General features: G+C 64.2%; 23 protein-coding genes and 3 tRNA genes. 22 read left to right on the forward strand and 4 right to left on the reverse strand.

Features of this window, described 5'->3' with window-relative positions:
* Nucleotides 1–49: 49 nt before the first annotated feature.
* The 15 genes from hisS (at nucleotide 50) to ACI48I_RS05625 (ending at nucleotide 15,887) form a co-directional block, all read left to right on the forward strand.
* Nucleotides 50–1,387, forward strand: a complete 1,338-nt coding sequence (hisS, locus tag ACI48I_RS05555; protein ID WP_498573565.1) for a histidine--tRNA ligase — start codon at nucleotides 50–52, stop codon at nucleotides 1,385–1,387.
* Nucleotides 1,388–1,433: 46 nt separating this feature from the next.
* On the forward strand, nucleotides 1,434–2,099 hold the full coding sequence (locus ACI48I_RS05560) for a YfgM family protein (RefSeq protein WP_193684950.1): 666 nt from the start codon (nucleotides 1,434–1,436) through the stop codon (nucleotides 2,097–2,099).
* Between the two features lie 78 nt (nucleotides 2,100–2,177).
* A complete protein-coding gene (gene bamB / locus ACI48I_RS05565) occupies nucleotides 2,178–3,332 on the forward strand; it encodes an outer membrane protein assembly factor BamB (protein ID WP_193684951.1) in 1,155 nt (384 codons plus the stop codon).
* Nucleotides 3,333–3,341: 9 nt separating this feature from the next.
* A complete protein-coding gene (gene der / locus ACI48I_RS05570) occupies nucleotides 3,342–4,685 on the forward strand; it encodes a ribosome biogenesis GTPase Der (protein ID WP_193684952.1) in 1,344 nt (447 codons plus the stop codon).
* Nucleotides 4,686–4,871: 186 nt separating this feature from the next.
* Nucleotides 4,872–5,108 carry an RNA chaperone Hfq gene (gene hfq / locus ACI48I_RS05575; RefSeq protein WP_019141241.1) on the forward strand — a complete coding sequence of 79 codons (237 nt, stop codon included), beginning with the start codon at nucleotides 4,872–4,874 and terminating at the stop codon, nucleotides 5,106–5,108.
* Nucleotides 5,109–5,113: 5 nt separating this feature from the next.
* On the forward strand, nucleotides 5,114–6,343 hold the full coding sequence (hflX, locus tag ACI48I_RS05580; RefSeq protein WP_498573566.1) for a GTPase HflX: 1,230 nt from the start codon (nucleotides 5,114–5,116) through the stop codon (nucleotides 6,341–6,343).
* Between the two features lie 6 nt (nucleotides 6,344–6,349).
* Entirely contained in the window at nucleotides 6,350–7,657 is a 1,308-nt protein-coding gene (hflK, locus tag ACI48I_RS05585) for an FtsH protease activity modulator HflK (RefSeq protein ID WP_193684954.1), read from the forward strand.
* Nucleotides 7,657–8,529, forward strand: a complete 873-nt coding sequence (gene hflC, locus ACI48I_RS05590; protein ID WP_193684955.1) for a protease modulator HflC — start codon at nucleotides 7,657–7,659, stop codon at nucleotides 8,527–8,529. Before hflK ends, hflC begins: the two co-directional genes overlap by 1 nt.
* A gap of 407 nt (nucleotides 8,530–8,936) precedes the next feature.
* On the forward strand, nucleotides 8,937–10,091 hold the full coding sequence (locus ACI48I_RS05595) for an ATP phosphoribosyltransferase regulatory subunit (protein WP_498573567.1): 1,155 nt from the start codon (nucleotides 8,937–8,939) through the stop codon (nucleotides 10,089–10,091).
* Between the two features lie 3 nt (nucleotides 10,092–10,094).
* The gene (locus ACI48I_RS05600) at nucleotides 10,095–11,411 is read left to right on the forward strand and encodes an adenylosuccinate synthase (RefSeq protein WP_498573568.1); all 1,317 of its coding nucleotides are present in this window, start codon (nucleotides 10,095–10,097) and stop codon (nucleotides 11,409–11,411) included.
* A gap of 27 nt (nucleotides 11,412–11,438) precedes the next feature.
* Entirely contained in the window at nucleotides 11,439–11,978 is a 540-nt protein-coding gene (locus ACI48I_RS05605; protein WP_193684958.1) for a phosphoribosyltransferase, read from the forward strand.
* Between the two features lie 160 nt (nucleotides 11,979–12,138).
* The gene (locus ACI48I_RS05610; protein ID WP_193684959.1) at nucleotides 12,139–12,735 is read left to right on the forward strand and encodes a MarC family protein; all 597 of its coding nucleotides are present in this window, start codon (nucleotides 12,139–12,141) and stop codon (nucleotides 12,733–12,735) included.
* 1 nt (nucleotide 12,736) lies between these two features.
* Nucleotides 12,737–14,785: a hybrid sensor histidine kinase/response regulator gene (locus tag ACI48I_RS05615; RefSeq protein ID WP_498573569.1), complete on the forward strand. Its 2,049-nt coding sequence runs from the start codon at nucleotides 12,737–12,739 to the stop codon at nucleotides 14,783–14,785.
* 74 nt (nucleotides 14,786–14,859) lie between these two features.
* Nucleotides 14,860–15,297: an FKBP-type peptidyl-prolyl cis-trans isomerase gene (locus tag ACI48I_RS05620; RefSeq protein WP_498573570.1), complete on the forward strand. Its 438-nt coding sequence runs from the start codon at nucleotides 14,860–14,862 to the stop codon at nucleotides 15,295–15,297.
* Nucleotides 15,298–15,425: 128 nt separating this feature from the next.
* On the forward strand, nucleotides 15,426–15,887 hold the full coding sequence (locus ACI48I_RS05625) for an RES family NAD+ phosphorylase (protein WP_498573571.1): 462 nt from the start codon (nucleotides 15,426–15,428) through the stop codon (nucleotides 15,885–15,887).
* Nucleotides 15,888–16,079: 192 nt separating this feature from the next.
* On the opposite strand, the gene uvrB is transcribed toward ACI48I_RS05625, so the two are convergent.
* Nucleotides 16,080–18,185 (reverse strand): excinuclease ABC subunit UvrB, encoded by a 2,106-nt coding sequence (gene uvrB / locus ACI48I_RS05630; RefSeq protein ID WP_498573572.1) that lies wholly within the window; start codon nucleotides 18,183–18,185, stop codon nucleotides 16,080–16,082.
* Nucleotides 18,186–18,300: 115 nt separating this feature from the next.
* On the opposite strand from uvrB, the gene ACI48I_RS05635 reads away from it, so the two are divergent.
* The 3 genes from ACI48I_RS05635 (at nucleotide 18,301) to ACI48I_RS05645 (ending at nucleotide 20,788) form a co-directional block, all read left to right on the forward strand.
* A complete protein-coding gene (locus ACI48I_RS05635; RefSeq protein WP_498573573.1) occupies nucleotides 18,301–19,512 on the forward strand; it encodes an amino acid aminotransferase in 1,212 nt (403 codons plus the stop codon).
* Between the two features lie 53 nt (nucleotides 19,513–19,565).
* A tRNA-Asn gene (locus tag ACI48I_RS05640) sits at nucleotides 19,566–19,641 on the forward strand.
* Nucleotides 19,642–19,702: 61 nt separating this feature from the next.
* Nucleotides 19,703–20,788: an acyl-CoA dehydrogenase family protein gene (locus ACI48I_RS05645; RefSeq protein ID WP_498573574.1), complete on the forward strand. Its 1,086-nt coding sequence runs from the start codon at nucleotides 19,703–19,705 to the stop codon at nucleotides 20,786–20,788.
* 6 nt (nucleotides 20,789–20,794) lie between these two features.
* On the opposite strand, the gene ygiD is transcribed toward ACI48I_RS05645, so the two are convergent.
* Both ygiD and ACI48I_RS05655 read right to left on the reverse strand, forming a co-directional pair.
* The gene (gene ygiD, locus ACI48I_RS05650; protein ID WP_498573575.1) at nucleotides 20,795–21,664 is read right to left on the reverse strand and encodes a 4,5-DOPA-extradiol-dioxygenase; all 870 of its coding nucleotides are present in this window, start codon (nucleotides 21,662–21,664) and stop codon (nucleotides 20,795–20,797) included.
* A gap of 99 nt (nucleotides 21,665–21,763) precedes the next feature.
* Complete coding sequence (locus ACI48I_RS05655) at nucleotides 21,764–22,672, reverse strand: LysR family transcriptional regulator (protein WP_498573576.1); 909 nt, start codon at nucleotides 22,670–22,672, stop codon at nucleotides 21,764–21,766.
* Between the two features lie 154 nt (nucleotides 22,673–22,826).
* Between ACI48I_RS05655 and ACI48I_RS05660 the strand changes: the two genes are divergently transcribed.
* From ACI48I_RS05660 to ACI48I_RS05670, 3 genes are all read left to right on the forward strand, one after another.
* The gene (locus ACI48I_RS05660; RefSeq protein ID WP_193684966.1) at nucleotides 22,827–23,360 is read left to right on the forward strand and encodes a 2,4'-dihydroxyacetophenone dioxygenase family protein; all 534 of its coding nucleotides are present in this window, start codon (nucleotides 22,827–22,829) and stop codon (nucleotides 23,358–23,360) included.
* 89 nt (nucleotides 23,361–23,449) lie between these two features.
* Nucleotides 23,450–24,796, forward strand: coding sequence for an MFS transporter (locus tag ACI48I_RS05665; protein ID WP_498573577.1), 1,347 nt, complete (start codon nucleotides 23,450–23,452; stop codon nucleotides 24,794–24,796).
* An 85-nt stretch (nucleotides 24,797–24,881) separates the two neighbouring features.
* Nucleotides 24,882–24,957, forward strand: a tRNA-Asn gene (locus ACI48I_RS05670).
* A gap of 41 nt (nucleotides 24,958–24,998) precedes the next feature.
* On the opposite strand, the gene purT is transcribed toward ACI48I_RS05670, so the two are convergent.
* The gene (purT, locus tag ACI48I_RS05675; protein ID WP_498573578.1) at nucleotides 24,999–26,210 is read right to left on the reverse strand and encodes a formate-dependent phosphoribosylglycinamide formyltransferase; all 1,212 of its coding nucleotides are present in this window, start codon (nucleotides 26,208–26,210) and stop codon (nucleotides 24,999–25,001) included.
* Nucleotides 26,211–26,335: 125 nt separating this feature from the next.
* Here purT and ACI48I_RS05680 point away from each other — a divergent pair.
* Nucleotides 26,336–26,411 (forward strand) — tRNA-Asn (locus ACI48I_RS05680).
* Nucleotides 26,412–26,514: the final 103 nt, after the last annotated feature.

Here is a 26,514-nt window from a genome sequence, read left to right on the forward strand (position 1 = left end):
CCCACCCTACGAAAAGCAACCCCGCCACAATGCGGAGAGTAGAAGAAATATGTCCAAACCAGAAAAAATCGTCGCCATCAAAGGCATGAACGACATCCTCCCGGCCGACGCGCCGCTGTGGGAGCTGTTCGAAAACACCGCCGAAACGATCCTGAAAAGCTACGGCTACCAGAAAATCGTCACCCCCATCGTCGAGGAAACCGGCCTGTTCAAGCGTGCCATCGGCGCCGTCACCGACATCGTCGAGAAGGAAATGTATTCCTTCACCGATTCGATGAACGGCGACGAACTGACCCTGCGCCCTGAAGGCACGGCCGGCGTGGTGCGTGCGGTGATCGAGCACAACATGGTCTACGACGGTCCGAAGCGCCTCTGGTACAAGGGCCCGATGTTCCGCCACGAACGTCCGCAGCGCGGCCGCTATCGCCAGTTCTTCCAGTTCGGCGCGGAAGCCGTCGGCTTCACCGGCCCGGACATCGACGCCGAGCTGATCATGCTGTGCCGCCGCCTGTGGGACGACCTCGGCCTGCAGAACGTGCGCCTGGAACTCAATTCCATCGGCAATGCCGAGGAGCGCCTGCGCCACCGTGCCGACCTGATCGCCTACTTCGAATCGCACGCCGACATCCTCGACCCCGAGGCCCAGCGCCGCCTGCACAGCAACCCGCTGCGTATCCTCGACACCAAGAACCCTGCCATGCAGGAGATGGTGAACGGCGCGCCGCAACTGCTGTCCTACCTGGGCGAGGAGTCCAGGGCCCACTTCGAGGGCGTCAAGCGCCTGCTCGACCGCAACAACGTGCAGTTCACCGTCAACCCGCGCCTGGTGCGCGGCCTCGATTACTACAACCGCACCGTGTTCGAATGGGTCACCGAGGAACTCGGCTCGCAGGGCACGATCTGCGCCGGCGGCCGCTACGATCCGCTGATCGAAACCTTCGGCGGCAAGGCCACGCCGGGCGTCGGCTTTGCGATGGGCATCGAGCGCATCATCGAGCTGATGAAGGGCCTGGGCGAGCCGGCCCAGCCGAGCCAGTGCGACGTCTACATGGTGCACCAGGGCGAAGAAGCGCAGGTGCAGGCCTTCATCCTGGCCGAGCGCCTGCGTGATGCCGGCCTCGATGTTGTGCTACATTGCGCAACGCCGACGGGTGCGGGCAGCTTCAAGAGCCAGATGAAGAAGGCCGACGGCAGCGGAGCGTCCTTCGCCGTGATCCTGGGCGAAGACGAAGTGGCGAACAATGTGGCGGCAGTGAAATCGCTGCGCGGCGAAAGCGGCGAGCAGCAGCAGGCCACCGTGGCCTTCGACGCCGTCGTCGACCACATCGTCGACGCGATCGTGGGTGGCCACGACCACGACCACGATCACGTGCACTACCATCCTTGAGCAGTACAGCAACCGACCGATCCACGATAACCATTAGACGAACGACATGGCATACGACCTCGAAGAACAAGAACAGATTGCTACCTTTAAAGCTTTCTGGGGCAGGTACGGCAACCTGATCACCTGGGTACTGATCCTCGCCCTCGGCTCCTTTGCTGCCTACAACTTCTGGAACTCGCATTCCCGCAAGCAGGCGGTCGAGGCTTCGGCGCTGTACGACGAGCAGACCGATGCGCTGACCGCCAAGGACAATGCCAAGAGCCAGCGCATCGCGTCGGACATCCAGTCGAAATTCAAGCGCACGGTCTACGCACAGATGAGCGCGCTGACCGCGGCCAAGACCGCCTTCGAGGCGAACGACCTGAAAACGGCGAAAACCCAGCTGCAATGGGTGATCGACAACGGCAACGACGAGTACAAGTCGGTGGCCCAGCTGCGCTTGGCCGGCGTGCTGCTCGACGAGAAGAATTTCGACGGTGCTTTAAAACTCCTCGACGGCAAGTTCCTGCCGCAGTTCGCCGCCGAAGTGGCCGACCGCAAGGGTGACGTGCTGGTTGCCCAGAACAAGATCGCCGATGCCCGCGCCGCCTACGTCGCCGCGCTCGCCGCCATGGGTCCGAAGCATCCGGGCAGCCAGCTGGTGCGCATCAAGCTGGAAGCCATCGGCGGTACCGCGCCCGCTGCAGCCGCCGCGCCGAAAGCCGCTGCTTAAATCTACGACCATGTAACGGCCCACGCTCGCTGCAAGGCGGCGTGGGCTTTGCCTCTCTACGAACAAGGTAAAAGAAAAATGCGTATTACCCGTAAGCTGGTTGGTGTCGGTGTCCTGGCCTTGATGACGGGCTGCTCGACTTTGAGCTCGCTCAATCCGTTCGGATCGAAATCGAAGGGCAACGAGCCCGCCAAGCTGGTCGAACTGAAGGGCACGATGGCCGTGCGCACCGCCTGGAAACTCGATATCGGCAAGGCGCGCGGTTACCAGTTCTCGCCTGCGCTGGCCGGCAATACCGTGATCGTCGCCGGCGCCGACGGCAACATCGCGCGGGTCGAAGCGGCGGACGGCCGCCAGGTCTGGCGCATCAAGGCCGGCAGCGACCTGACCGCAGGTGTGGGCACCGACGGCAACGTGATCGTCGTCGGCGCCGCCGACGGCGTCCTGATGGCCTTCGACATGGACGGCAAGGCGCTCTGGAAGAGCCAGCTGTCGAGCGAACTGCTCTCGGCCCCGGCCGTGGCGCAGGGCATCGTCGTCGCCCGTTCGATCGACAACCGCATCGTCGGCTTCGACGCCGCTACCGGCCAGAAGAAATGGACCGTGCAGCGTCCTTCCCCGGCCCTGACCCTGCGTACGGCGCCGGGCATGGCGGTCTACAACAGCGACGTGATCGTCGCCCAGCCGGCCGGCAAGCTCGGCTCCTTCCTGCTCGCTTCCGGCGCCCCGCGCTGGGAAGTCGAAGTGGGCGCGGCGCGCGGTGCTACCGAACTCGAGCGCGTCACCGACCTCGGCGGCATGCCGACGGTCTTCGAAAGCGACGTCTGTGCCGCCGCCTACCAGGGCCGTGTCGCCTGCTACGACGTGGCCAGCGGTTCGGCGCGCTGGACGCGCGACCTGTCCTCGCTCGTCGGCGTCGCCGTCGACCAGCGCTTCGTCTTCGCCGCCGACGACAAGGGCGCCCTGAACGCCTTCAACCGCGACGGCGGCGCCAGCGCCTGGAAGAACGATAAACTCGCCTTCCGCGGCCTGTCGACGCCGGTCTCCTACGGCCGTGCCGTGGCGGTTGGCGACTACCAGGGCTATGTCCACTTCCTGTCGCGCGAGGACGGTACGTTCCTCGCGCGCGCCGCGACCGATGGCAGCGCCATCAGCGGTACTCCTCTGGTTGCCGGATCGAACCTGATTTTTCAAACACAAAATGGAACTGTGACCGCCATCGCGGTCGAATAGAATAACTACATGAAGCCGGTAATTGCACTCGTTGGTCGCCCGAACGTCGGGAAGTCGACCCTATTCAACCGCCTGACCCGTTCGCGCGACGCGTTGGTGGCCGACCTCCCTGGCCTGACGCGCGACCGCCACTACGGCGAAGGGCGTATCGGCGAGCGGCCGTTCCTGGTGATCGACACGGGCGGTTTCGAACCGGTCGCGAAAGAGGGCATCATGTACGAGATGGCCCTGCAGACGAAGCAGGCCGTCGCCGAAGCCGACATCGTCGTCTTCATCGTCGACGGCCGCCAGGGCCTGACCCCGCACGACAAGACGATCACCGACTTCCTGCGCAAGTCCGGCCGTCAAGTCATGCTCGTCGTGAACAAGTCCGAGGGCATGAAGTACACCTCGGTCACCGCCGAGTTCTATGAGCTGGGCATGGGCGACCCCTATGTCATCTCCGCCGCCCACGGCGACGGCGTGACCGACCTCGTCAACGAAGCGCTGGACCAGGCCTTCGCTTCGCGTCCCGAGGCCGAGGAAGAGCTGGAAAGCCAGGACCACGGCGTGAAAATCGCCCTGGTCGGCCGCCCGAACGTCGGCAAGTCGACCCTGATCAACACCCTGGTCGGCGAGCAGCGCGTGATCGCCTTCGACATGCCGGGCACCACCCGCGACTCGATCGAAGTGCCCTTCGAGCGCGACGGCAAGCAGTACACGCTGATCGACACGGCCGGTATCCGCCGCCGCGGCAAGGTGTTCGAAGCGATCGAGAAGTTTTCGGTCGTGAAAACCCTGCAGTCGGTGTCGGAAGCGAACGTGGTCGTGCTGATGCTCGATGCCCAGCAGGATATTTCCGAGCAGGACGCCCACATCGCCGGCTTCATCCTGGAATCGGGCCGCGCCCTGGTCGTCGCCGTCAACAAGTGGGATGGCCTGACCAGCGACCAGCGCGACGAGGTCAAGAACACCATGGACCGCAAGCTCGACTTCCTGGGTTTCGCCGAAACGCGTTTCATCTCGGCGCTGAAGGGTACCGGCATCAAGCAGCTGATGGCCTCGGTCGACACGGCCTATGCCGCCGCCACCGCCAACCTGTCGACGCCGCGCCTGACGCGTGCGCTGCAGGAAGCGGTCGAGAAGCAGGAACCGAAGCGCAAGGGCACCTCGCGTCCAAAGATGCGCTATGCCCACCAGGGCGGCCAGAATCCGCCGATCATCGTCATCCACGGCAATGCGCTCGACGGCATCACCGAGCCGTACAAGCGCTACCTGGAAAAGCATTTCCGCGAAACCTTCAACCTGGTCGGTACGCCCCTGCGGATCGAACTGCGCAGCGGTAAAAATCCGTTCGCCCGGGAGCAGAATTAAACCGGTGGACGGCAGGCGGGCTCGGCGCGCTTAATGCTTTCTTAAGCATAGCAGTACGACAAAAAGTGGCAAAACAGGTTACAGTAACCGCAGGCCATCGTTCGCAAAGCTGAATCTTGCCCCGTGCACTTGAAATGGAGGCGCTTGCCTCCAACTTTTAAACTACAACAACATTACGGAGCTGTTATGAGCAACAAAGGGCAACTGTTACAAGACCCATTCCTCAATGCCTTGCGCAAAGAGCACGTCCCGGTCTCGATCTACCTCGTCAACGGGATCAAGCTGCAGGGCCATATCGAGTCCTTCGACCAATATGTGGTCCTGCTCCGCAATACCGTGACCCAGATGGTGTACAAGCATGCCATTTCCACCGTTGTCCCGGCTCGCGCCGTCAATCTCAACCTCGAATCCGAAGCTGAGTAAGGCCGATGGCTGACGCCCCCGGCAACAACAGCACGCGCGCCGTCCTTGTCGGCGTCGATTTTGGCGCGGTCGATTTCACGGCCAGCCTCGAAGAGCTGGCCTTGCTGGCCAGTTCTGCCGGCGCCGAGCCGATCGATACGATCACGGCCAAGCGCAATGCCCCCGATCCCGCCTACTTCGTCGGCAGCGGCAAGGCCGACGAAATCGGCGTCGCCGCCAAGGCCCTTGGCGCCGAACTGGTCATCTTCAACCATGCATTATCCCCCGCGCAGCAGCGCAATCTCGAACGGCGCCTGGAACTGGGCATCATCGACCGCACCAGCCTGATCCTCGACATCTTCGCCCAGCGCGCCAAGAGCCACGAGGGCAAGCTGCAGGTCGAACTGGCCCAGCTGCAGCACCTGGCCACGCGCCTGATCCGCGGCTGGACCCACCTTGAACGCCAGAAGGGCGGTATCGGCCTGCGCGGTCCGGGTGAAACCCAGCTCGAGACCGACCGCCGGCTGATCGGCGAGCGGGTCAAAGCCTTGCGCACGCGCCTGGCCAAGCTGCGCAAGCAACACGAAACCCAGCGCCGCGCACGCGGGCGCAACAACACCTTCTCGGTGTCGCTGGTCGGCTATACCAATGCCGGCAAGTCGACCCTGTTCAACACGCTGACGAAGGCCGGCGTGTATGTCGCGAACCAGCTGTTCGCAACGCTCGACACCACCAGCCGCCGCCTGTATCTCGGCGACGAGACGGGCAGCGTCGTCATTTCCGATACCGTCGGGTTTGTCAGGGAGCTGCCGCACCAGCTGGTGGCCGCTTTCCGCGCCACGCTGGAAGAAACCATCCACGCGGACTTGCTGCTGCACGTGGTCGACGGTTCCTCGCCGACCCGCATGGAGCAGATCGAGCAGGTCAACGAGGTCCTGCGCGAAATCGGCGCCGACCACATTCCGCAGATCCTCGTGTGGAACAAGATTGATGCGGCCGACCTCCAGCCTGGGGTCGAACGTGATGAACATGATAAAATCAGCCGCGTTTTTATCAGCGCCAGGAGCGGCGCAGGCCTCGATCTGCTGCGCGACGCAATTGTCGAGGCAGCCAAGCCGGCAGCGAGCTACCCAGCCAATCCGGTGCCAGGCTTGAGCCCTGAAAACGAAGAGCAGGACGATGCAGCGCTGGAATCATCGATGCTCGATGACGACGGCGAAAGTAATCCAACCTCCACCCATGTCGGGCCCCAATAAAAGCCTATGCTTGTTTCCTTACTAAAACGTTTCGGCATTAAACTTTCGCTGAACGATCCGCGCTGGGGCAAAAATCCCGAGAGCGACCATAAAGCCCAGGAAGGGCGCCGTCCGGGTGAGGGTCCACCCGACCTCGATCAGATGTGGCGCGACTTCAATGCCCGCCTGAACCGCCTGTTCGGCAGCCGCGGCAACAACGGCGACGCCGGTGGCCCGTATCGCGGCGAAGGCCGCGGCGCGGGCATTACCGCGTCCGTGATCGGCTTCATCGTGCTCCTGATCTGGCTCGCCAGCGGCGCCTTCATCGTGCAGGAAGGGCAGGTCGGCGTGGTCACCACCTTCGGCCGCCTGTCGCACACGACCGGCGCCGGCTTCAACTGGCGCTGGCCGGCCCCGATCCAGGCCCACGAAACCGTCAACGTCTCGCAGGTCCGCACCGCCGAAATCGGCTACCGCGACAACGTGCGCAACAAGCAGGGCGCCGAGTCGCTGATGCTGACCGATGACGAAAACATCATCGACATCCAGTTCGCGGTGCAGTACACGCTGAAGGACCCGGTCGCCTGGGTCTTCAACAACCGCGACCAGGATGCGACCGTGCACCAGGTGGCCGAGACGGCGATTCGCGAAGTGGTTGGCAAGAGCAAGATGGACTTCGTTTTGTACGAGGGCCGCGAGAAGGTCGCGCTCGACGTCCACCGCATCATCCAGCAGATCGTCGACCGCTACAAGCTGGGCGCCCTGATCACCAACGTGACCATGCAGAACGTGCAGCCGCCGGAGCAGGTGCAGAGCGCCTTCGACGACGCGGTCAAGGCCGGCCAGGACCGCGCCCGTGCCCGCAACGAAGGCGAGGCCTATGCCAACGACGTGATCCCGCGTGCCCGCGGCGCCGCCTTCCGCCTGCTGCAGGACGCCGAAGCCTACCGCTCGATGGTGGTCGAAAACGCCACCGGTAACGCCGCCCGCTTCAACCAGGTCGTCACCGAGTATGCGAAAGCGCCGGGCGTCACCCGCGACCGCATGTACATCGACACGATGCAGCAGATCTTCAGCAGCACCAGCAAGGTGATGGTCGACGCCAAGTCGGGGTCGAACATGCTGTACCTGCCGCTCGACAAGCTGATCGCGCAAGTGGCCGCCAACGACGCCGCCACGGGCAGCGCCCGATCGGGTCCGGTGCAGCTGCAGCAACAGCCGAACCAGCAGGAGCAGGCGACGACGCCCGCGCAGGAAGTGCAGCAGACGATTGAACAGGTACGCCAGCGCGACAGCCGTTCGCGCGATTCCTCACGTGACAGGGAGAGCCGTTAATGAGCCGCCTCGTAACCATTTTCGTGGCGGGCTTCATTGCCCTGATGCTGCTGTCGTCGACCGTGTTCGTGGTCGACCAGCGCCGCTTCGCCATTGTCTTCGCACTCGGCGAGGTGCGTGAGGTCATCTCCGAGCCGGGCCTGCACTTCAAACTGCCGCCGCCGTTCCAGAACATCGTTTATCTCGACAAGCGCGTCCTGACCCTGGATACGCCCGACGCCGACCGCTTCATCACGGCCGAGAAGAAGAACATCCTGGTCGACGCCTTCGTCAAATGGCGCATCGTCGAGCCGCGCCTGTACTACGTCAGCTTCAGCGGCGACGAGCGCGCCGCGACCAACCGCATGTCGCAGATCATCAAGGCGGCCCTGAACGACGAGATTACCAAGCGCACCGTGCGCCAGGTGATCTCCGGAGAACGCGGCGCCGTGATGCAGGCGGTGCAGAACAAGGTCGTGGCCGAAGCCAAGCAGATCGGCATCGGCATCGTCGACGTGCGCCTGAAGCGCGTGGACTACATCGAGCAGATCAACAATTCCGTCTACGACCGCATGCGCGCCGAGCGGGTTCGCGTAGCCAATGAATTGCGTTCGACCGGCTCCGCCGAAAGCGAAAAGATCCGCGCCGACGCCGACCGCCAGCGCACCGTGATCCTGGCCGAAGCCTTCCGCGAAGCCGAGAAGATCAAGGGCGAGGGCGATGGCAAGGCATCGGCGATCTATGCCGAGTCCTTCGGCAAGAACCCGGAGTTCTATAAATTCTATCGTTCGCTCGAAGCCTACCGCGCCAGCTTCAAGGCGCATGGGGACGTGATGGTGATCGATTCCAATTCGGAGTTCTTCAAGTATTTCAGAAGTCCGGGTACGAAATGAATCATCCGAAAACGCCGCGTTAATCGCGGTGTTTTTTTTTGCCATTCGAACGACCAAACGCCGTACCGCGTGGGCTCGAGAGCCCACCCTGCGGACGGCAGCACGGTAGGGTGGGCACTCCGTGCCCACGCGGACCTTCGATCAGTGTTGGCGGTGTCCCGGCGCACGGTTGCAGATGCGTAGGGTGGAGTCCTGACTCCCCGCGTTACAAGGTGCGAAACGCCGCGACGTCGGCCCTGTTGTATAGCCCAGTTTCAGTGGCAACCCGGCAACTTCCGAGCCTTTCATCCATCATCCGCCCCCAGTGCCATCCCATTTTCGGGTAAAATTGCCGATTCGGCGCTGACTTCGTCTTGCACGGGCGCGCCTTGTTGCTTCATTTCTAACAATTCCCATAGCTGTTGCCCATGCCGAACTGGCTTTTGCCTGAGAATATCGCCGACGTATTGCCGTCGGAAGCGCGCAAGATCGAAGACCTGCGCCGCCAGATGCTCGACACCTTCCGCCTGTACGGCTACGAGCTGGTGATGCCGCCGCTGCTCGAATACGTCGAGTCGCTGCTGGCCGGCGCCGGGCAAGATACCGACCTGCGCACCTTCAAACTGGTCGACCAGCTATCCGGGCGCCTGCTTGGCCTGCGCGCCGACATGACGACGCAGGTCGCGCGCATCGACGCGCACCTGCTCAACCGCGATTCGATCACCCGCCTGTGCTATGCCGGCAGCGTGCTGCATACCCGTCCGTCGGGCCTGCACGCCACCCGCGAGCCGCTGCAGATCGGCGCCGAGATCTACGGCCACGCCGGCCTCGAGGCCGATGCCGAGATTCAGGAACTGGCGCTGGCCTCGGTCGCGCTGGCCGGTTTTACCGAAGTGCGCCTCGACATGGCCCACGTCGGCGTGCTGCGCGCACTGCTGGCCGAAGACGCCGCCGCGAAGAACGACGAAGCCCAGATCACCGCATTGCTGCGCGCGAAAGACACGCCCGGCCTGGACGAGATCACCCGCAGCTATGCACCCGCCACGCGCGCCGCGCTGATGGCGCTGCCGAACCTGTACGGCGACGTCGAGGTGCTGGCGCGCGCGAAAGACGTGCTGCCGGCGCTGCCGGGCATCACGCGCGCACTGGCCGAACTGGCGGCACTGGCCGCCGGCGCCATCGGCCGCGCGCAGGTGGCGATCGACCTTGCCGACCTGCGCGGCTACCAGTACGAAAGCGGCGCCATGTTCGCGCTCTACGTTCCCGGCCTGCCGAACGCGGTGGCACGGGGAGGGCGCTACGACCATGTCGGCGAAGCTTTTGGGCGCGCGCGTCCGGCGACCGGCTTCTCGCTGGATCTGCGCGAGCTGGCGCGCCTGCTGCCGACGGCCGAGCGCAAGCATTCGGTCCGCGCCCCCTGGGGCAATGCGCCCGAGCTGCGCGAAAAAATCGCTGACCTGCGCAAGGCAGGCGAAGTCGTGATCCAGTCCATGCCGGGTCACGACAATGTTCAGGACGAGTTCGAGTGCGACCGCGTACTCGTCCTCGAAGACGGAAATTGGATTCTCAAAAACTTAGGTTAAGTGATGTCAAATACAAACGTGGCAAAGAACGTCGTTGTCATCGGCACCCAGTGGGGCGATGAGGGCAAGGGTAAGATCGTCGACTGGCTGACCGATCACGCAGCGGGCGTCGTCCGTTTCCAGGGCGGCCATAACGCCGGCCATACGCTGGTCATCAACGGCCAGAAAACCGCCTTGCAGCTGATCCCGTCGGGCATCATGCGCGAAGGCGTGGCCTGCTACATCGGCAACGGCGTCGTCGTCTCGGTCCCGGACGTGATGCGCGAGATCGACAAGCTGGCCGCCGCCGGCGTCGAAGTCGCCTCGCGCCTGAAGATTTCCGAGGCCTGCCCGGTGATCCTTCCTTACCACGTCGCCATCGACCAGGCGCGTGAAGCCAAGCGTGGCGTCAACAAGATCGGCACCACCGGCAAGGGCATCGGCCCGGCCTACGAAGACAAGGTCGCCCGCCGCGCGATCCGCATCGCCGACATGCTCAACGAAGAGCGTTTCGCCGAGAAGCTCAAGGAAAACCTCGAGTACCACAACTTCGTCCTCGTGAACTACCTGGGCGGCGAAGCGATCGACTTCCAGAAGACCTTCGACGACGCAATGGCCCTGGTGCCGCGCCTGCGTCCGATGGTCGGCGACGTCTCGTCGGCACTGTACGCAGCCCACAAGGCCGGCGGCAACCTGCTGTTCGAAGGCGCGCAGGGTTCGCTGCTCGACGTCGACCACGGCACCTACCCGTTCGTCACCTCGTCGAACTGCGTGGCGGGTAACGCCGCCGCCGGCGCCGGCGTCGGTCCTGGCATGCTGCACTACATCATGGGCATCACCAAGGCCTACACGACCCGCGTCGGTTCCGGCCCGTTCCCGTCCGAACTGCCGACCGATGCCGGCGTCGGCGAGCACCTGTCGCGCGTGGGCCACGAGTTCGGCACCGTGACCGGCCGCGCCCGCCGCTGCGGCTGGTTCGACGCCGCGCTGCTGCGCCGCTCGGTCCAGATCAATGGCGTGTCGGGCATGTGCCTGACCAAGCTCGACGTGCTGGACGGCATCGAGTCGCTGAAACTCTGCACCGGCTACAAGATCGACGGCCGCGACGTCGACATCTTCCCGGTCGGCGCCGAAGAGGCAGCCGCCTGCGTGCCTGTCTACGAAGAAATGCCGGGCTGGACCGAATCGACCGTCGGCGCCAAGACGATGGAAGAACTGCCGGCCAACGCCCGCGCCTACATCAAGCGTATCGAAGAACTGGTTGGTATTCCGGTCGACATGGTCTCGACCGGTCCGGACCGCGTGGAGACGATCGTCCTGCGCCACCCGTTTGCAGCTTGAACACCAATAATAAAAGGAATGCCTGAAATGAATACTCCTGTATCGACCGACAAGGACCTGTGGGTGTCGTGGGACGAGTACAACCGCCTGGTCGAGCGCCTCGCCCTGCAAGTCTATGAATCGAACTGGAAGTTCGACATGGTCCTGTGCCTGGCGCGCGGCGGCGTGCGTCCGGGTGACGTGATCTCGCGCATCTTCGACGTGCCGCTGGCGATCCTGTCGACCAGCTCCTACCGCGAAGAAGCCGGCACCAAGCAGGGCAACCTCGACATCGCCAAGTACATGACGATGACCAAGGGCCCGCTGGCCGGCCGCATCCTGCTGGTCGACGACCTGGCCGATTCCGGCGTGACCCTGCAGAAGGTGCGCGAGCACCTGACCGAGAACTACGCCGACGTCACCGAAGTCCGCTCGGCCGTGATCTGGGTGAAGGGCACCTCGGCCTTCAAGCCGGACTACCACCTGGAAGACCTGCCGCACAACCCGTGGATCCACCAGCCGTTCGAGGATTACGACGGCCTGCGTCCGCACCAGTTGTCGGCGTGGATGAAGAAGTTCGAGAAGTAATCGCGTCGCGGCAGACTTGCCGCAACACGCATGAAGGCCGGAGCGTCAACGCGCTCCGGCCTTTTTTCTTTCCAGCACCCATCGTGCAACGACGACCGTGCGAATCGGTTAAGATTGCCGGGATCGCCGCGTTGCCGGGAAACCAACAACAAGAACACCCATGACCCAAAGCTTTTTCCAGACCTTCATCCTGCTTATCCTCGTCACTGACCCCTTCGGCAACGTCCCCTTGTTCGCCACCGCCCTGAAGGACACGCCCGTCCAGCGCCGTCCGCGCATCGTCGTGCGCGAGTGCGCGATTGCCTTCCTGTTGCTGCTGGTGTTCATGTTCTTCGGCCAGCATTTTCTCGCCGCCTTGCACCTGAGCCCGATCGCGCTGCGCATCGGCGGCGCCGTCATCCTGCTGATCATCGCGATCCGCATGATCTTCCCGCATCCCGACGGCGTGCTGGGCAAGAGCGAGCATGGCGAACCTTTTATTGTTCCGCTGGCGATTCCCGCATTGGCCGGTCCCTCGGCGCTGGCCACCGTGCTGCTGTTCAGCTCGAATACGATATCCGAGACCATGGTCCACGTGGCGGCGCTGGCCGCGGTCGGCGTGGTGTGGCTGATGGTGTTCCTGAGTGCGGAGCGCCTGCAGCAAAAGCTGGGGCCGCAAGTGATGACGGCCTTCGAGCGCCTGATGGGTTTGATCCTGACGGCGATGTCAGTCGAGATGCTGCTGGGCGGTATCCGGGAATTCGTGAAGACCCTGTGATATGAGCGATACGCGCGCCACCGCCCCACACCCGCAGGACGCCGCCCCCGGCGCGGCCTCGCCCGTCTTCCTCAGCGGCGGCGGCGAAGTCGGCGCCTTGATGCGTGCGCACGACTGGTCGCGCTCGCCCCTGGGCGACCCATCGACCTGGCCGCAGGCGTTGCGCACGGTCGTCTCGCTGATGCTCGGCTCGGCGTTTCCCATGTTTTGCGCATGGGGCAAGGACCAGGCCTTCCTGTACAACGAGGCGTATGTCCCGGTTCTGGGCGACAAGCATCCGGCGGCAATGGGCGCGCCCTTTCGCGAGATCTGGTCGGAGATCTGGGCCGATATCGGCCCGATCGGCGAGCGCGCCTTGCAGGGCGAGGGCACCTACTGGGAAAAGTTGCCGCTCCTGATGAACCGGCACGGCTATGACGAGCAGACCTGGTTCACGTTTTCCTATTCGCCGGTGCGCGACGACGACGGCGCGATCGCTGGTGTGTATTGCGCCTGCGTCGAGGTCACCGGACAGGTGCTGGCCGAGCGCTACCGCGACGAGGAAAACAAGCGCCTTGTGACCCTGTTCGAGCAGGCGCCCGGCATCATCGCCGTGCTGCGTGGTCCTCAACACATGTTTGAGATCACCAACAAGAGCTATATGGAGATGATCGGGCGCACCGACCTGGTCGGCAAGACGGCGCGCGAAGCCCTGCCGTATGTCGAGGGGCAGGGCTTCTTCGAGTTGCTCGACCAGGTGTACCAGAGCGGCACGCCCTTCGTCGGCCATGCCGTGCCCTTCGACGTTGCGCGCGAGCCCGGCATGCCGCTCACGCGCCGCTATCTCGACTTCATCTACCAGCCCATTCGCGACGCGGCCGGCGAGGTGGTCGGTATTTTTGTGGAAGGTAGCGACGTTACCGTGAGGAAGCAGGTCGAAGACGAGCTGCGCGCCGCCAACCGCCAGAAGGACCAGTTCCTGGCGATGCTGGCGCACGAGCTGCGCAACCCCCTGGCGCCGATCACGACTGCCGCCCAGCTGCTGAAAATGGGCACCCTCGACGCCAAGGCCGTGCGCAACGCGAGCGAGATCATCGCGCGCCAGGCCGAGCACATGACGGACCTGGTGAACGATCTGCTGGACGTCTCGCGCGTGACGCGCGGCCTGGTCACGCTGGAGAAGGAAGAGCTCGACCTGAACGCCGTGGTCGCGGGCGCCCTGGAGCAGGTGCGCCCGCTGATCGAATCGAAACGCCATTCGCTGACGATGCAGCTCTCGGGTGAGCCGGTACACGTGCTGGGCGACCGCACGCGCCTGGTGCAGGTGCTGTCGAACATCCTGAACAACGCCGCCAAGTACACGCCGACCGGCGGCCAGATCATGCTGCGCGTGACCGCGATGGATGACCGCGTGCTGGTGACCGTGACCGACAACGGGATCGGCATCGAGCCGGACGTGCTGCCGTATATCTTCGAGCTCTTCACCCAGGCCGAGCGCACGCCGGACCGTTCGCAAGGCGGCCTCGGCATCGGTCTCGCGTTGGTAAAAAGCCTGGTCGCCCTGCATGGCGGCAGCGTCGACGCACGCAGCGAGGCGCCGGGCCGCGGCAGCGAATTCGAGATCTGCCTGCCGCGCCTGGATGCGGCACACTCTGCGCCGGCGGCAACTGGCGGCGAGGCCCCGGCGGCACGCGCGCAGCCGCTGCGGGTGATGGTTGTCGACGACAACCAGGACGCGGCGCAAATGCTGGCAACGCTGCTGGAAGTGCAGGGCCATGCGGTCTCGGTGGAGTACGACGGCCGCGGCGCCGTACTGCGTGCCCGCCTCGACCGGCCGCAGGTCATGCTGCTCGACATCGGCTTGCCCGACACCGACGGCTATGCGCTGGCGCGCCAGCTGCGCGCGATGCCCGAACTGCGCGGCGTGACCCTGGTTGCGTTGACGGGTTACGGCCAGAACGAGGACCGGAGACTGGCCGAGGAAGCGGGGTTCGACCACCATCTGGTGAAGCCGGCGGACCTGGCGCAGGTCAGCAGCATCCTGGCATCGGTCCAGCGCAATCCGGCTTAAGTTTCCAGTGCTTGTGCGAAGCGCGCCATTCGGCAATACTTCCGTGCGCTTCTCTTCCATAAAAAGGTAAAACGATGAAACAAGCAATTTCGGCCCTCGGGCTCGTCCTGTTCCTGAGCGCTGCCGCCGCCGGCGCCGCCCCGGCCGCACCGAAGGCTCCCGCTGCCCAGGCGCAGGGGCTGCAAAAGATCGACACCGCCGTCGGCAAAGGCAAGGAAGCCGTCGCCGGCAAGACCGTCGTGGTCCACTACACCGGCTGGCTGTACGAGCCGAAAGCGGCCATGCAACGCGGCCAGCAGTTCGACAGCTCGGTCGGCGGCGAGCCGTTCAGCTTCCCGCTGGGCATGGGCGCGGTCATCAAGGGCTGGGACCAGGGCGTGGCCGGCATGAAGGTCGGCGGCAAGCGTACCTTGGTCATTCCGTCGGAACTCGGCTATGGCGCCCGCGGCGCCGGCCCGATCCCGCCGGGCGCGACGCTGCTGTTCGATGTCGAGCTGCTCGACGTGAAGTAATTCGCGTCTGATGTCGCGACACGAAACGGCCTGCGGGCCGTTTTTTTTTGTTGGCGCGGCCGATCCGTGCGCGGCGGGCGGTGGGCTTCGTTGTATGCTGAGATCACCCGATTTCATGTTGTGGACCCATGAGAACCTGGAGAATTGCAATCGAAAAAGCGGCGCTCGACCGCAGCTGCGAGGGCGCCCGCAAGAGCGGCGGACACTGGCATAGCGAGGGCGTCCCGGCGCTGTACGCGGCGATGACGGTCGAGCTGGCCGTGCTGGAAAAATTCGTTCACACGGAGGAAGTCGACGAGGAGCCGCTGGTGCTGGTGGCGATCGACTTGCCGGACGATCCCGAACTCGGGCTGGACGTGGCGCGCGAGGATTTGCCGGAAGGCTGGGATTCACTCGATGACGGCGGCAGTGCCATGCTGTTCGGCACGGCCTTCCTGAAGAAGCGCGAACATCTTTATATGCGCGTGCCCTCGGTGATCGTGGGCGAGGGCGTGAATCTCGTGATCAATCCGGCACATCATGCGTATGAGCAGGTCAAATTGAGCATTGCGAGGAGCTTCAGTTTTGATCCGAGGATGTTCAAGCGTTAGGGGCAGGAATCGTTGCGCAGATCTTCATGGCGCGTACGCGTGGGCAATGCCCACCCTACGGTGCGCTACTGCCCGTAGCAAGTTCATGAAACAGTGGCGTAACGTAGGGTGGGCATGCCCACGCGGATCACCGTATGCGCTGCTGCGAACTTTCACACCGGCCAAAGAAAAACGGCGCCGAAGCGCCGTTCCTTACTTGCCCAACATCGACACCACGTTGTCCGCCCCCGGCGCCCCGAAGGCCTGCTGCTTGAGCACATGTAGCTGGTCGCGTACCTGCGCCGCCTTCTCGAACTCGAGGTTTTTGGCGTGGTCCACCATGAGCTTCTCGAGGCGCTTGATTTCCTTCGAAATCTGCTTCTCGCTCATCGCCTCGACCTTGGCCACCTGCGCAGCTTCTTCCAGTCCCAACGCACCCTCGGCCATGGCCTTCTGCGCGGCATTGCTGTAGACGCCGTCGATCAGTTCCTTGATCTTCTTCTGCACGCCCACCGGGGTGATGCCGTTCGCCTCATTGAAGGCGATCTGCTTGGCGCGGCGGCGCTCGGTTTCGTCGATGGCGCGGCGCATCGAGTCGGTGATGCGGTCCGCGTACAGGATCGCCACGCCGTTCAGGTTACGCGCCGCACGGCCGATGGTCTGGATCAGCGAACGCTCGGAACGGAGAAAACCTTCCTTGTCCGCGTCCAGCACGGCCACCAGCGACACTTCCGGCAAGTCCAGGCCCTCGCGCAGCAGGTTAATACCGATCAGCACGTCGAAGGTGCCCAGGCGCAGGTCGCGCAGGATCTCGACGCGCTCGACCGTCTCGATGTCGCTGTGCAGGTAGCGCACCTTGATGCCGTGGTCGCTCAGGTATTCCGTCAGCTGCTCGGCCATGCGCTTGGTGAGCGTGGTGATCAGGACGCGCTCGTTCTTCTTGATGCGGTCGTTAATCTCGCTCATCACGTCGTCGACCTGCGAAAGGGCAGGGCGCACGATGATCACCGGGTCGACCAGGCCGGTCGGACGCACCACCTGCTCGACCACGTTGTCGGCATGCGCATTCTCGTACTCGGCCGGCGTGGCGGACACGAAAATCGTCTGCCGCATCTTGCCTTCGAACTCTTCGAATTTCAGCGGGCGGTTGTCCAGCGCCGACGGCAGGCGGAAGCCGTAGTCGACCAGGTTCGTTTTACGCGAACGGTCGCCGTTGTACATCGCGGAGAGCTGGCCGACGAGCACGTGCGACTCGTCCATGAACATCAGCGCGTCCTTCGGCAGGTAATCGACCAGGGTCGGCGGCGGTTCGCCCGGCATCGCGCCGGACAGGTGGCGCGAATAGTTCTCGATGCCCTTCGTGAAGCCGATCTCGGCCATCATTTCGAGGTCGAAACGGGTACGCTGTTCCAGGCGCTGCTCTTCGATCAGTTTATTTTGCTGGCGGAATTCTTCCAGCCGGTCCTTCAGCTCGGCCTTGATCGACTCGACGGCGCGCAGCACGGTCGAGCGCGGCGTGACGTAGTGCGAACCCGGATACACGGTAAAACGCGGGATCTTCTGGCGCACGCGGCCGGTCAGCGGGTCGAACAGCTGCAGCGATTCGATTTCGTCGTCGAACATTTCGACGCGGATCGCGAGTTCCGCGTGCTCGGCCGGGAAGATGTCGATCGTGTCGCCGCGCACGCGGAAGGTGCCGCGTCCAAAATCCATTTCGTTGCGCGAATACTGCATCTGGATCAGGCGCGCAATGATGTCGCGCTGGGCCACTTTATCCTTGTGGCGCAGCGTCAGGATCATCTTGTGGTATTCGTTCGGATTACCGATACCGTAGATGGCCGAGACGGTGGCGACGATGACGACGTCGCGCCGCTCCATCAGCGACTTGGTGCACGACAGGCGCATCTGCTCGATGTGCTCGTTGATCGACGAGTCCTTTTCGATGAACAGGTCGCGCTGCGGCACATAGGCTTCCGGCTGGTAGTAATCGTAGTAGGACACGAAATACTCGACCGCGTTCTGCGGGAAGAATTCGCGCATTTCGGAATACAGCTGGGCAGCCAGGGTCTTGTTCGGCGCAAAGATGATGGCCGGACGGCCGGCGCGGGCAATCACGTTGGCCATCGTGTACGTCTTGCCGGAACCGGTCACGCCGAGCAGCGTCTGGTACATCAGGCCGTCTTCGATGCCCTCGACCAGTCCTTCGATCGCGGTCGGCTGGTCGCCGGCCGGCGGGAAAGGCTGGTGCAGCTTGAAGGGCGAGTTCGGGAAGGTGATCACAGTCGGTTCCGGACCGGTTGCGATAGATACATCAGCCATGTTTCGAGACCTTTGCTAGAATGGGAATCCGTTTGCGGCACCGCAGCAGAGATATCGCTGCGGCGTCGCTGTCTATACAACTGCTGCGATCCACCGACAAAATCAGTTTATCACGATGACTTCTACAGCCTCCGCCAGCCTCTTCGGCGCCATCGACATGGCCCCGCGCGACCCGATCCTGGGCATTACCGAAGCATTCAACGCCGATACGAACCCGGCCAAGATCAACCTGGGGGTCGGCGTTTATTACGACGATGGCGGCAAGGTGCCTCTGCTGCAATGCGTGCAGAAGGCAGAGGCGAAGTTGATCGAACAGCTGTCGCCACGCACCTACCTCCCGATCGAAGGCCTGGCTGCGTACGACAAAGCCGTGCAGGAGCTCGTATTTGGGGCCGGCAGCGCGGTAATTCAAGAGAAACGTGCAGTGACCGTGCAGGCCCTCGGCGGCACCGGCGCCCTCAAGATCGGCGCCGATTTCCTGAAGCGTTTTTCGCCGAATTCGGAAGTCTTCATCAGCGACCCGAGCTGGGAAAACCACCGCGCCCTGTTCGAGAGCGCCGGTTTCATCGTCAACAACTACACGTATTACGACGCGGAAACCCATGGCGTGAACTTCGAGGGCATGCTCGACTCGCTGCGCAAGATGGATGCCGGCTCGATCGTCCTGCTGCACGCCTGCTGCCATAACCCGACCGGTGCCGACCTCACGCAAGAGCAGTGGCGCCAGGTGATCGAGGCGGTCAAGCAGGGCGGCCTGATTCCCTTCCTCGACATGGCCTACCAGGGCTTCGGCGCGGGCATCGCGGAAGACGGCGCCGTGGTCGGCCGTTTCGTCGACGCCGGTGGCCCGCTGCTGGTCTCGAACTCGTTCTCGAAATCGTTCTCGCTGTACGGCGAGCGCGTCGGCGCCCTGTCGGTTGTGGCATCGAGCGCGGATGAAGCGGCGCGCCTGCTGTCGCAACTGAAGCGCGTCGTGCGCACCAACTACTCGTCCCCGCCGACCCACTCGGGCAAGGTCGTGGCGATGGTGCTGTCGACGCCGGAACTGCGCCAGCTGTGGGAAGACGAGCTGGCCGGCATGCGCGTTCGCATCAAGCAGATGCGCGAGGCACTGGTCGAAAAGCTGGCAGCAAAAGCCCCGGGCCGCGACTTCGCCTTCGTGCGCGAGCAGGTCGGCATGTTCTCCTATTCGGGCCTGACGAAAGAGCAGGTCGGCAAGCTGCGCGAGGAGTCGATCTATGCCGTCGACACCGGCCGCATCTGTGTTGCCGCGCTGAATTCGAAGAACATCGATCTCGTCGTTGACGCAATCGCCAAAGTCCTCTAAAATCTTGGCTCTTCGCTGCTGAACTTTTGTTTGGTGGCAAAGAGCAAGACAATTCCCTGATAGCTCAGTCGGTAGAGCGACGGACTGTTAATCCGCAGGTCCCTGGTTCGAGTCCAGGTCGGGGAGCCAGAACACAGCAAGACCGAAAAGCCCGCTCAAGCGGGCTTTTTCGTTTCCAGGGCCTTTCCCCATGCTTCTCTTGTCCAGCCGTGATTCGCGCCGTATTGCCCGCCATGCCGCGGCAGCCGATGCCGCGCGCTGGCTGCATCCGGTCCAGCAGGCGCTGGCCCACCGGCGCGGCTGGCTGCGCATGCTGGCGCCGCGCGCGCTGGGCGGCCTCGAGCTGCCGCTGCCAGGGGTGGTGCGACTGGAAGAAGCGATCGCCCGCCTCGATGGCAGCATGGGCTGGACCGTGACCCTGTGCGCCGGCGCCGGCTGGTTCGCCGGCTTCCTGGTGCCCGAGCTGGCGCGCGAGATCCTGGCGACCCGGCGTGTCTGCCTGGCCGGCAGCGGCGCCCCGACCGGCGTTGCCGAGCGCGACGGCGAGGGCTGGCGCATCGACGGCCTGTGGGACTATGCCAGCGGTGCGCCGATGGCGACCCATTTTACTTTCAATGCGGTGCTGCATGAAGGCGGCCGGCCGCTGCTCGACGACGCCGGCCAGCCCCGCATATCGGCCTTCGTGGTGCCGGCCGCAATGGTCAACATCGTACCGAACTGGCGCACCATCGGCCTGCGCGCGACCGCCTCGCACGCCTACGAGGTGCGCAGCAGCTGGGTGCATGCGCGCCACGCCTTCGCGATCGATCCGGCCTGCGCGCGCGAACAGGGACCGCTGTACCGCTTCCCCTTCATGGCCTTCGCCTTCGTCACCCTGGCCGCCAACCTGGCCGGCATGGGCGCCCATTTCGTCGAGCTGGCGCAGGAATCGATGGCGCACCGGCGTCACCGCTTCGGTAGTGGCGAAGCGCTGCTGTCGGTGCCGGCCGTGCGCGCCGTGCTGGACGCAGCCCGCAGCGGACTGGACGAGGCGAGGGCGCAACTCTACCTGCAGCTCGACGCCACCTGGGAGCGGGTTGCAGGCGGCGCCCGGGTCGATGCCGAGGAGGCGGACCGGCTGCAAGCCCTGGCGATGGCCTGGGTGAACGCGGCGCGGCGTGCGGTCGATACCTTGTATCCCTACTGCGGCCTGTACGCGGCGCGCGAGGACAGCGAGATCAACCGGGTCTGGCGCGATTTTCATACGGCGTCGCAGCATGCGCTGCTGACGCCGTAAGCGCGCTCAGATATTCGTCTGGTCCGGCGGAATGCCTGCAGGAATCGACGCAGACGGGCTGCCGGCATCCGCCCCGCCAGGGGCGGGCGCATCGCAACCAAGCACGAAACTGGTCATCGTGAGCGAGCCCATCACGCCGCCGTCGACCAGCACCCTGGCCGGCGTCCGGTCGGCCAGCGCCAGCCCCGCGATATAGGCGAGCGGCAGAAAGTGCTCGGGCGTCGGCACCGCCAGCCGCCAGGCCGGGTGATCGGCCAGGCGCCCCAGCTGCGCCGGGTCGCCGGTCATGATGTCCCGGGCTTCGCGGTCGAAATCCTCGGCCCAGTCGAAGGCGGCATCGAGCATGTTGCGGTCCATGCGCCGCAGGTTGTGGACGACATTTCCGCTGCCGATGATCAGAATGCCGCTGTCGCGCAGCGGGGCGAGCCGCCGGCCCAGTTCGATGTGATACGCCAGGTGTTCGCCAGCATGGATCGACAGCTGAAGCACGGGAATATCGGCTTGCGGGAACACGTGGGCCAGCACCGACCAGGTGCCGTGGTCCAGTCCCCAGCTGTCGCGGTCGAGGGCGACGAAGCCCGGGCGCACGGCGGCCGCGATCTCCTCGGCAATCTCCGGCGCGCCCGGCGCCGGATAATCGAAGTCGAACAATGCCTGCGGGAAGCCGTAGAAGTCGTGGATCACGCGCGGTCTCGCCATGGCGGTCAGGGCGCTGCCGTGGATGAACCAGTGCGCGGAAATCACCAGGATCGCGCGCGGGCGCGGCAGGCTCTCGCCGAAGGCGCGCCAGGCCGCGGTATAGCGGTTCGATTCCAGGGTGTTCATGGGACTGCCGTGGCCGATGAAGGCGGCGGGCATGCGCTTGGTTTCTTGCATGGACATCCTCGCGATGGTCGGTTCTGCGCGCAGGTCAATTTAGCACGAAGCGTGGGCGTCGAGCGCCAGCTGCGCCGCTTCGTGCCGGCCGCGCGCGCTTCATGACCGGGCAGGCCGCCCGCGCTGCGCCGCAGCTGTCGTAAACCGTTCTCCCATGAATGCCAGGAAGGCCTGCACGCGCGGGGCCAGGTGCTTGCGGCTCTGGTAGACCAGGTACAGGGGCTCCGCAGGCGGCTGGTAGGGCGTCATTACCGGCACCAGCCGCCCGCTACGCAAATCCTCGCCCACGTGAAACTCTGCCAGCCTTACCAGGCCCAGTCCCTGGCGCGCCAGCTGCAGCAGCATGTCGCCCTGGTTGGCGCCGACATTGCCCCTGGCCGCGACCGTCCGCGCTTCGCCTTTGTCCATGAGCGGCCACGCATTCCAATGCGTGCGGTGGCTGAAGTTGATGCAGTTGTGGCGGGCCAGGTCCTCCGGGGTCTGCGGCGTGCCGTGCCGGTCGAGATAGGCGGGCGCGGCGCAGATGATCCAGGGGCTGTCGAGCAGGCGCCGTGCCACCAGCGAGGAATCGGGCAGGGGACCGCCCTGGATCGAGACGTCGATGCGCTGCTCGACGAAATCGACCGGCTCGTTGCTGAGGTGGAATTCCACGCGCAGCTTCGGATAAGCCGCGAGAAAGTCGCCGATGACGGGCGCAAGCTGGTATTTCGCGAAGGTCACCATCGAATGCACGCGTAATGTGCCGCTGACCTCGCCCGAGCAGGTCTTGACCGCGTTTTCGGCGCTGCGCAAGGCGGCGAAGATGTCCTGGCCTTCGTCGTACAGGACCTGGCCAGCCTCGGTCGGCGTCAGCTTGCGCGCGCCGCGGTGGAACAGGCGCACGTTCAGGCTGTCTTCCAGGCGCGCGACGAGCTTGCTCACCGCCGAGGGCGTCAGGTCGAGCCGGCGTCCGGCCGCCGAAAAATTGCCGTCCTCGACGGCCGCCATGAACACCTCGAGTTCGCTCAAATGTATCGCCACCTGCGCCCCACCTGTGAAATTTCGTCATAGCCCATTGACGATTATCGCATTGTTCGCACGGGATGCGCAGCGCAAGATGGCCTCTTCCCGGTATTCCCGGCACCGCCCGCGCCACGGCGCAAACGAACAAGGAGATCCTATCGTGTCCAAGTCGACCGAACGTACCCACCCGAGCAGCCTGAAGGGCTTTTCCCAGCCAATTCCCCGCTTCGCCATCGCCGACCTGGTGGTGCCGGACGCCGTGCCGGAAGACGAGCGCGAATGGGTGCCGCAGGCGCCCAACGTCTGGTTCCGCCCGCTGATCCTGAATGTCACGCAAGGCTATTTCGTCAACGTGCTGCGCGTGCGGAAAAGCGGCGTGCTCTCGCGTCACCGGCACGACGGCCCGGTCCACGCGCATGTGCTGAAGGGCCGCTGGTACTACCTCGAGCATGACTGGACCGCAACCGAGGGTTCGTATGCCCACGAAATTCCCGGCGAGATCCACACGCTGTACGTGCCCGAGGACGTCAGCGAAATGATGACGCTGTTCCATGTCACCGGCGCATATACCTATCTCGACGAGGAGGGTAAGCCGGTCGGCTACGAAGACGTGTTCACCAAGCTGGAAGCGGCGGTCAAGCATTATGAGACCGTGGGACTGGGCAGCGACTACGTGCGCCGCTTCATCCGCTAGCCCGCCGGTCCACGACGCTTGCCCGATAACAGGAGACAGATCCGCCGAAGCCGCGGGTTTCACATCAGATGAAAACAAGGAGCAGCAACATGAACACCGACACCGCCGGCATGGCGATTCCGCTTGCACCCGGCGCCGCCGCGCCCGATGAGCAGGCCAGGGTTTACCGCAGGGTCAACCTGCGATTGATCCCTTTCCTGTTCATCTGCTATGTCGCGGCCTATCTCGACCGCATCAATATCGGTTTCGCGCAGCTCCAGATGAAGGCCGACCTGGGTTTCAGCGATGCCGTCTACGGCCTTGGCGCCGGCATTTTCTTCTTCGGCTATGCGCTGTTCGAGGTGCCGAGCAATTTGCTCCTGGTACGCATCGGCGCACGCAAGACCCTGCTGCGCATCATGGTCCTGTGGGGCCTGACCTCGGCCGGCATGATGTTCGTGCGGACACCGACACAACTGTATATCGCGCGTTTCCTGCTGGGCCTGTTCGAAGCGGGTTTCTTCCCGGGCATCATCCTCTATTTCACCTATTGGTATCCCTCGAAAATGCGTGCCAAGATCATCGCGCTGTTCATGTCGGGCATGGCGGTGGCGGGCATCGTCGGCGGGCCGCTCTCGGGCTGGATCATGAACGACATGGCCGGCGTCAACGGCTGGGCCGGCTGGCAGTGGATGTTCCTGATCGAAGGCATCCCTGCCATTTTCCTGGGCCTGATGGCGTGGTTGATGCTGGCCGACCGCCCGGGCCAGGCCAGGTGGTTGTCGGCACGCGAAAAGGACATCATCGAGGAAACCCTGCAGCAGGACCGTCACGACCTGGGTCCGGCGCACCACAGCTCGCTGCGCCAGGCGCTGAGCGACCCGAAGATTTACGTTCTCGCGTTCAGCTACTTTACCTTCATTGCCGGCACCTACGTGATCACGTTCTGGCTGCCGACCATCATCAAGAGCTTCGGCATCGCCGACCCGCTGCGTATCGGCCTGTTGACGGCCATCCCCTACATCGTCGGCGCGATCGGCATGGTGCTCCTGAGCCGGCACTCGGACCGCACCCGCGAGCGCCGCTGGCATGCGGCCGGCGCCGCCTTCCTCGGCGGGGCAGGGCTGGTGGCGGCAAGCCTGCTGCCCGGCCACCTGGCGCTGGCGCTGGTGGCGCTATCGTTCGCAACGATCGGCATCCTGGCCACCATGCCGCTGTTCTGGGCGATGCCGACAGCTTACCTGTCGGGACCGGCCGCGGCGGGCGGAATTGCGCTGATCAATTCCCTGGGCCTGATCGGCGGTTTCGTCAGTCCCTTCGTGATCGGCTGGTTCAAGACCGCGACCGGTAGCGTCAACTACGGCTTGTACTTCGTGACGGCGCTGATGGTGCTGGGCGGGATTGCCTTGCTGGTCGGCGTGCCGGCGAAGGCGCTGCGCGAGAAACGCGTAGCTTGAGGTGAACGATACGCAAGTCCTGCAACAGGAAGTTTCGTGCAGGACTTGCGCAATGCCGCTGAGCAGTTATAATGCCAAGCTCAATTCCCTGATAGCTCAGTCGGTAGAGCGACGGACTGTTAATCCGCAGGTCCCTGGTTCGAGTCCAGGTCGGGGAGCCAGAATATGAAAGGCCGCATCGAAAGATGCGGCCTTTTTTGTTTTACGCGCCGCCCACCGGCTTGACCTTCGATGCCGCGAGCAGCGCCCGCTCGCGCGCCGTGTCCACATCGCACGCCGTCGCCAGCGCCACGCCCATGCGGCGGCGCGCGAACGATTCCGGCTTGCCGAACAGGCGGATGTCGGTGTCCGGCACCGTCAAAGCCTCGGCCACGCCTTCGAAGGCGATCCCTTTCGCATCGAGCTGGCCGTAAATGACGGCCGAGGCACCCGGCGCGCGCAAGGCCGTGTTGACCGGCAGGCCAAGGACAGCCTTTGCGTGCAGCTCGAATTCGCTCTGCACCTGCGTCGCCATCGTCACCATGCCGGTGTCGTGCGGGCGTGGGCTCACTTCCGAGAACCAGACCATGTCGCCCTTCACGAACAGCTCGACGCCGAACACGCCCAGGCCGCCGAGGTTGCTTGTCACTTTTTCCGCGATGTCGCGCGAACGTGCTAGGGCCAGCGCGCTCATCGGATGCGGCTGCCAGGATTCCACGTAGTCGCCCTGCACCTGCTTGTGGCCGATCGGTTCGCAGAAACCCGTCTGCGTCGTGCCGTCGGCAGCGCGCGAGCGCACTGTCAGCAGGGTGATTTCGTAGTCGAAATCGATAAAGCCTTCGGCGATCACGCGGCCGGCATCGACGCGTCCGCCGGCGGCGGCGTAGTCCCAGGCGGCTTTCACGTCGGCCGCGCTGTCGAGTTTCGACTGGCCCTTGCCCGAGGACGACATCACCGGTTTCACCACGCAGGGGAAACCGACGAAAGCGCAGGCCTGTTCCAGTTCTTCCAGGCTGCTGGCGAAGCGGTAGGGAGACGTTGCCAGGCCCAGTTCCTCGGCGGCGAGGCGGCGGATGCCTTCGCGGTTCATCGTCAGCTGGGTGGCGCGCGCGGTCGGGATGCAGGTGATCGTGCCCGCCGCTTCCAGCTCGGCCAGGGTGTCGGTGGCGATCGCCTCGATCTCGGGGATCACGAGGTCGGGCTGCTCCTGCGCGATCAGGGCACGGAGGGCGGCGCCGTCGGTCATGTCGATGACATGGGCGCGGTGCGCGACCTGGTGGCCGGGCGCGTTCGGGTAGCGGTCGACGGCGATGACTTCGACGCCGAGGCGTTGCAGGGAAATGATGACTTCCTTGCCGAGTTCGCCGGAGCCGAGCAGCATCACGCGCGTGGCGGAAGGAGAGAGGGGAGTGCCGAAAATGCGGGGAATGGTCATGGTGTCATGGAGTGGGATGGCAGGGTGCTGCGACTATAGCAAAGGCGCGCTTTGGGCGTGCAAGGACGAAAAATTTGTCCGGGACTCGCCAAACTCGGATTGGCCCGCTATAATGTTGCCTCAATTCCCTGATAGCTCAGTCGGTAGAGCGACGGACTGTTAATCCGCAGGTCCCTGGTTCGAGTCCAGGTCGGGGAGCCAGAATACGAAAGGCCGCGTCGAAAGATGCGGCCTTTTTTGTTTGTTGACGTGCGTCGATACGCACACGCTGCAACGCGTGGGCTCAAGAGCCCGGTGAAGCCGT

The organism is Massilia sp. LXY-5 (assembly GCF_059801075.1).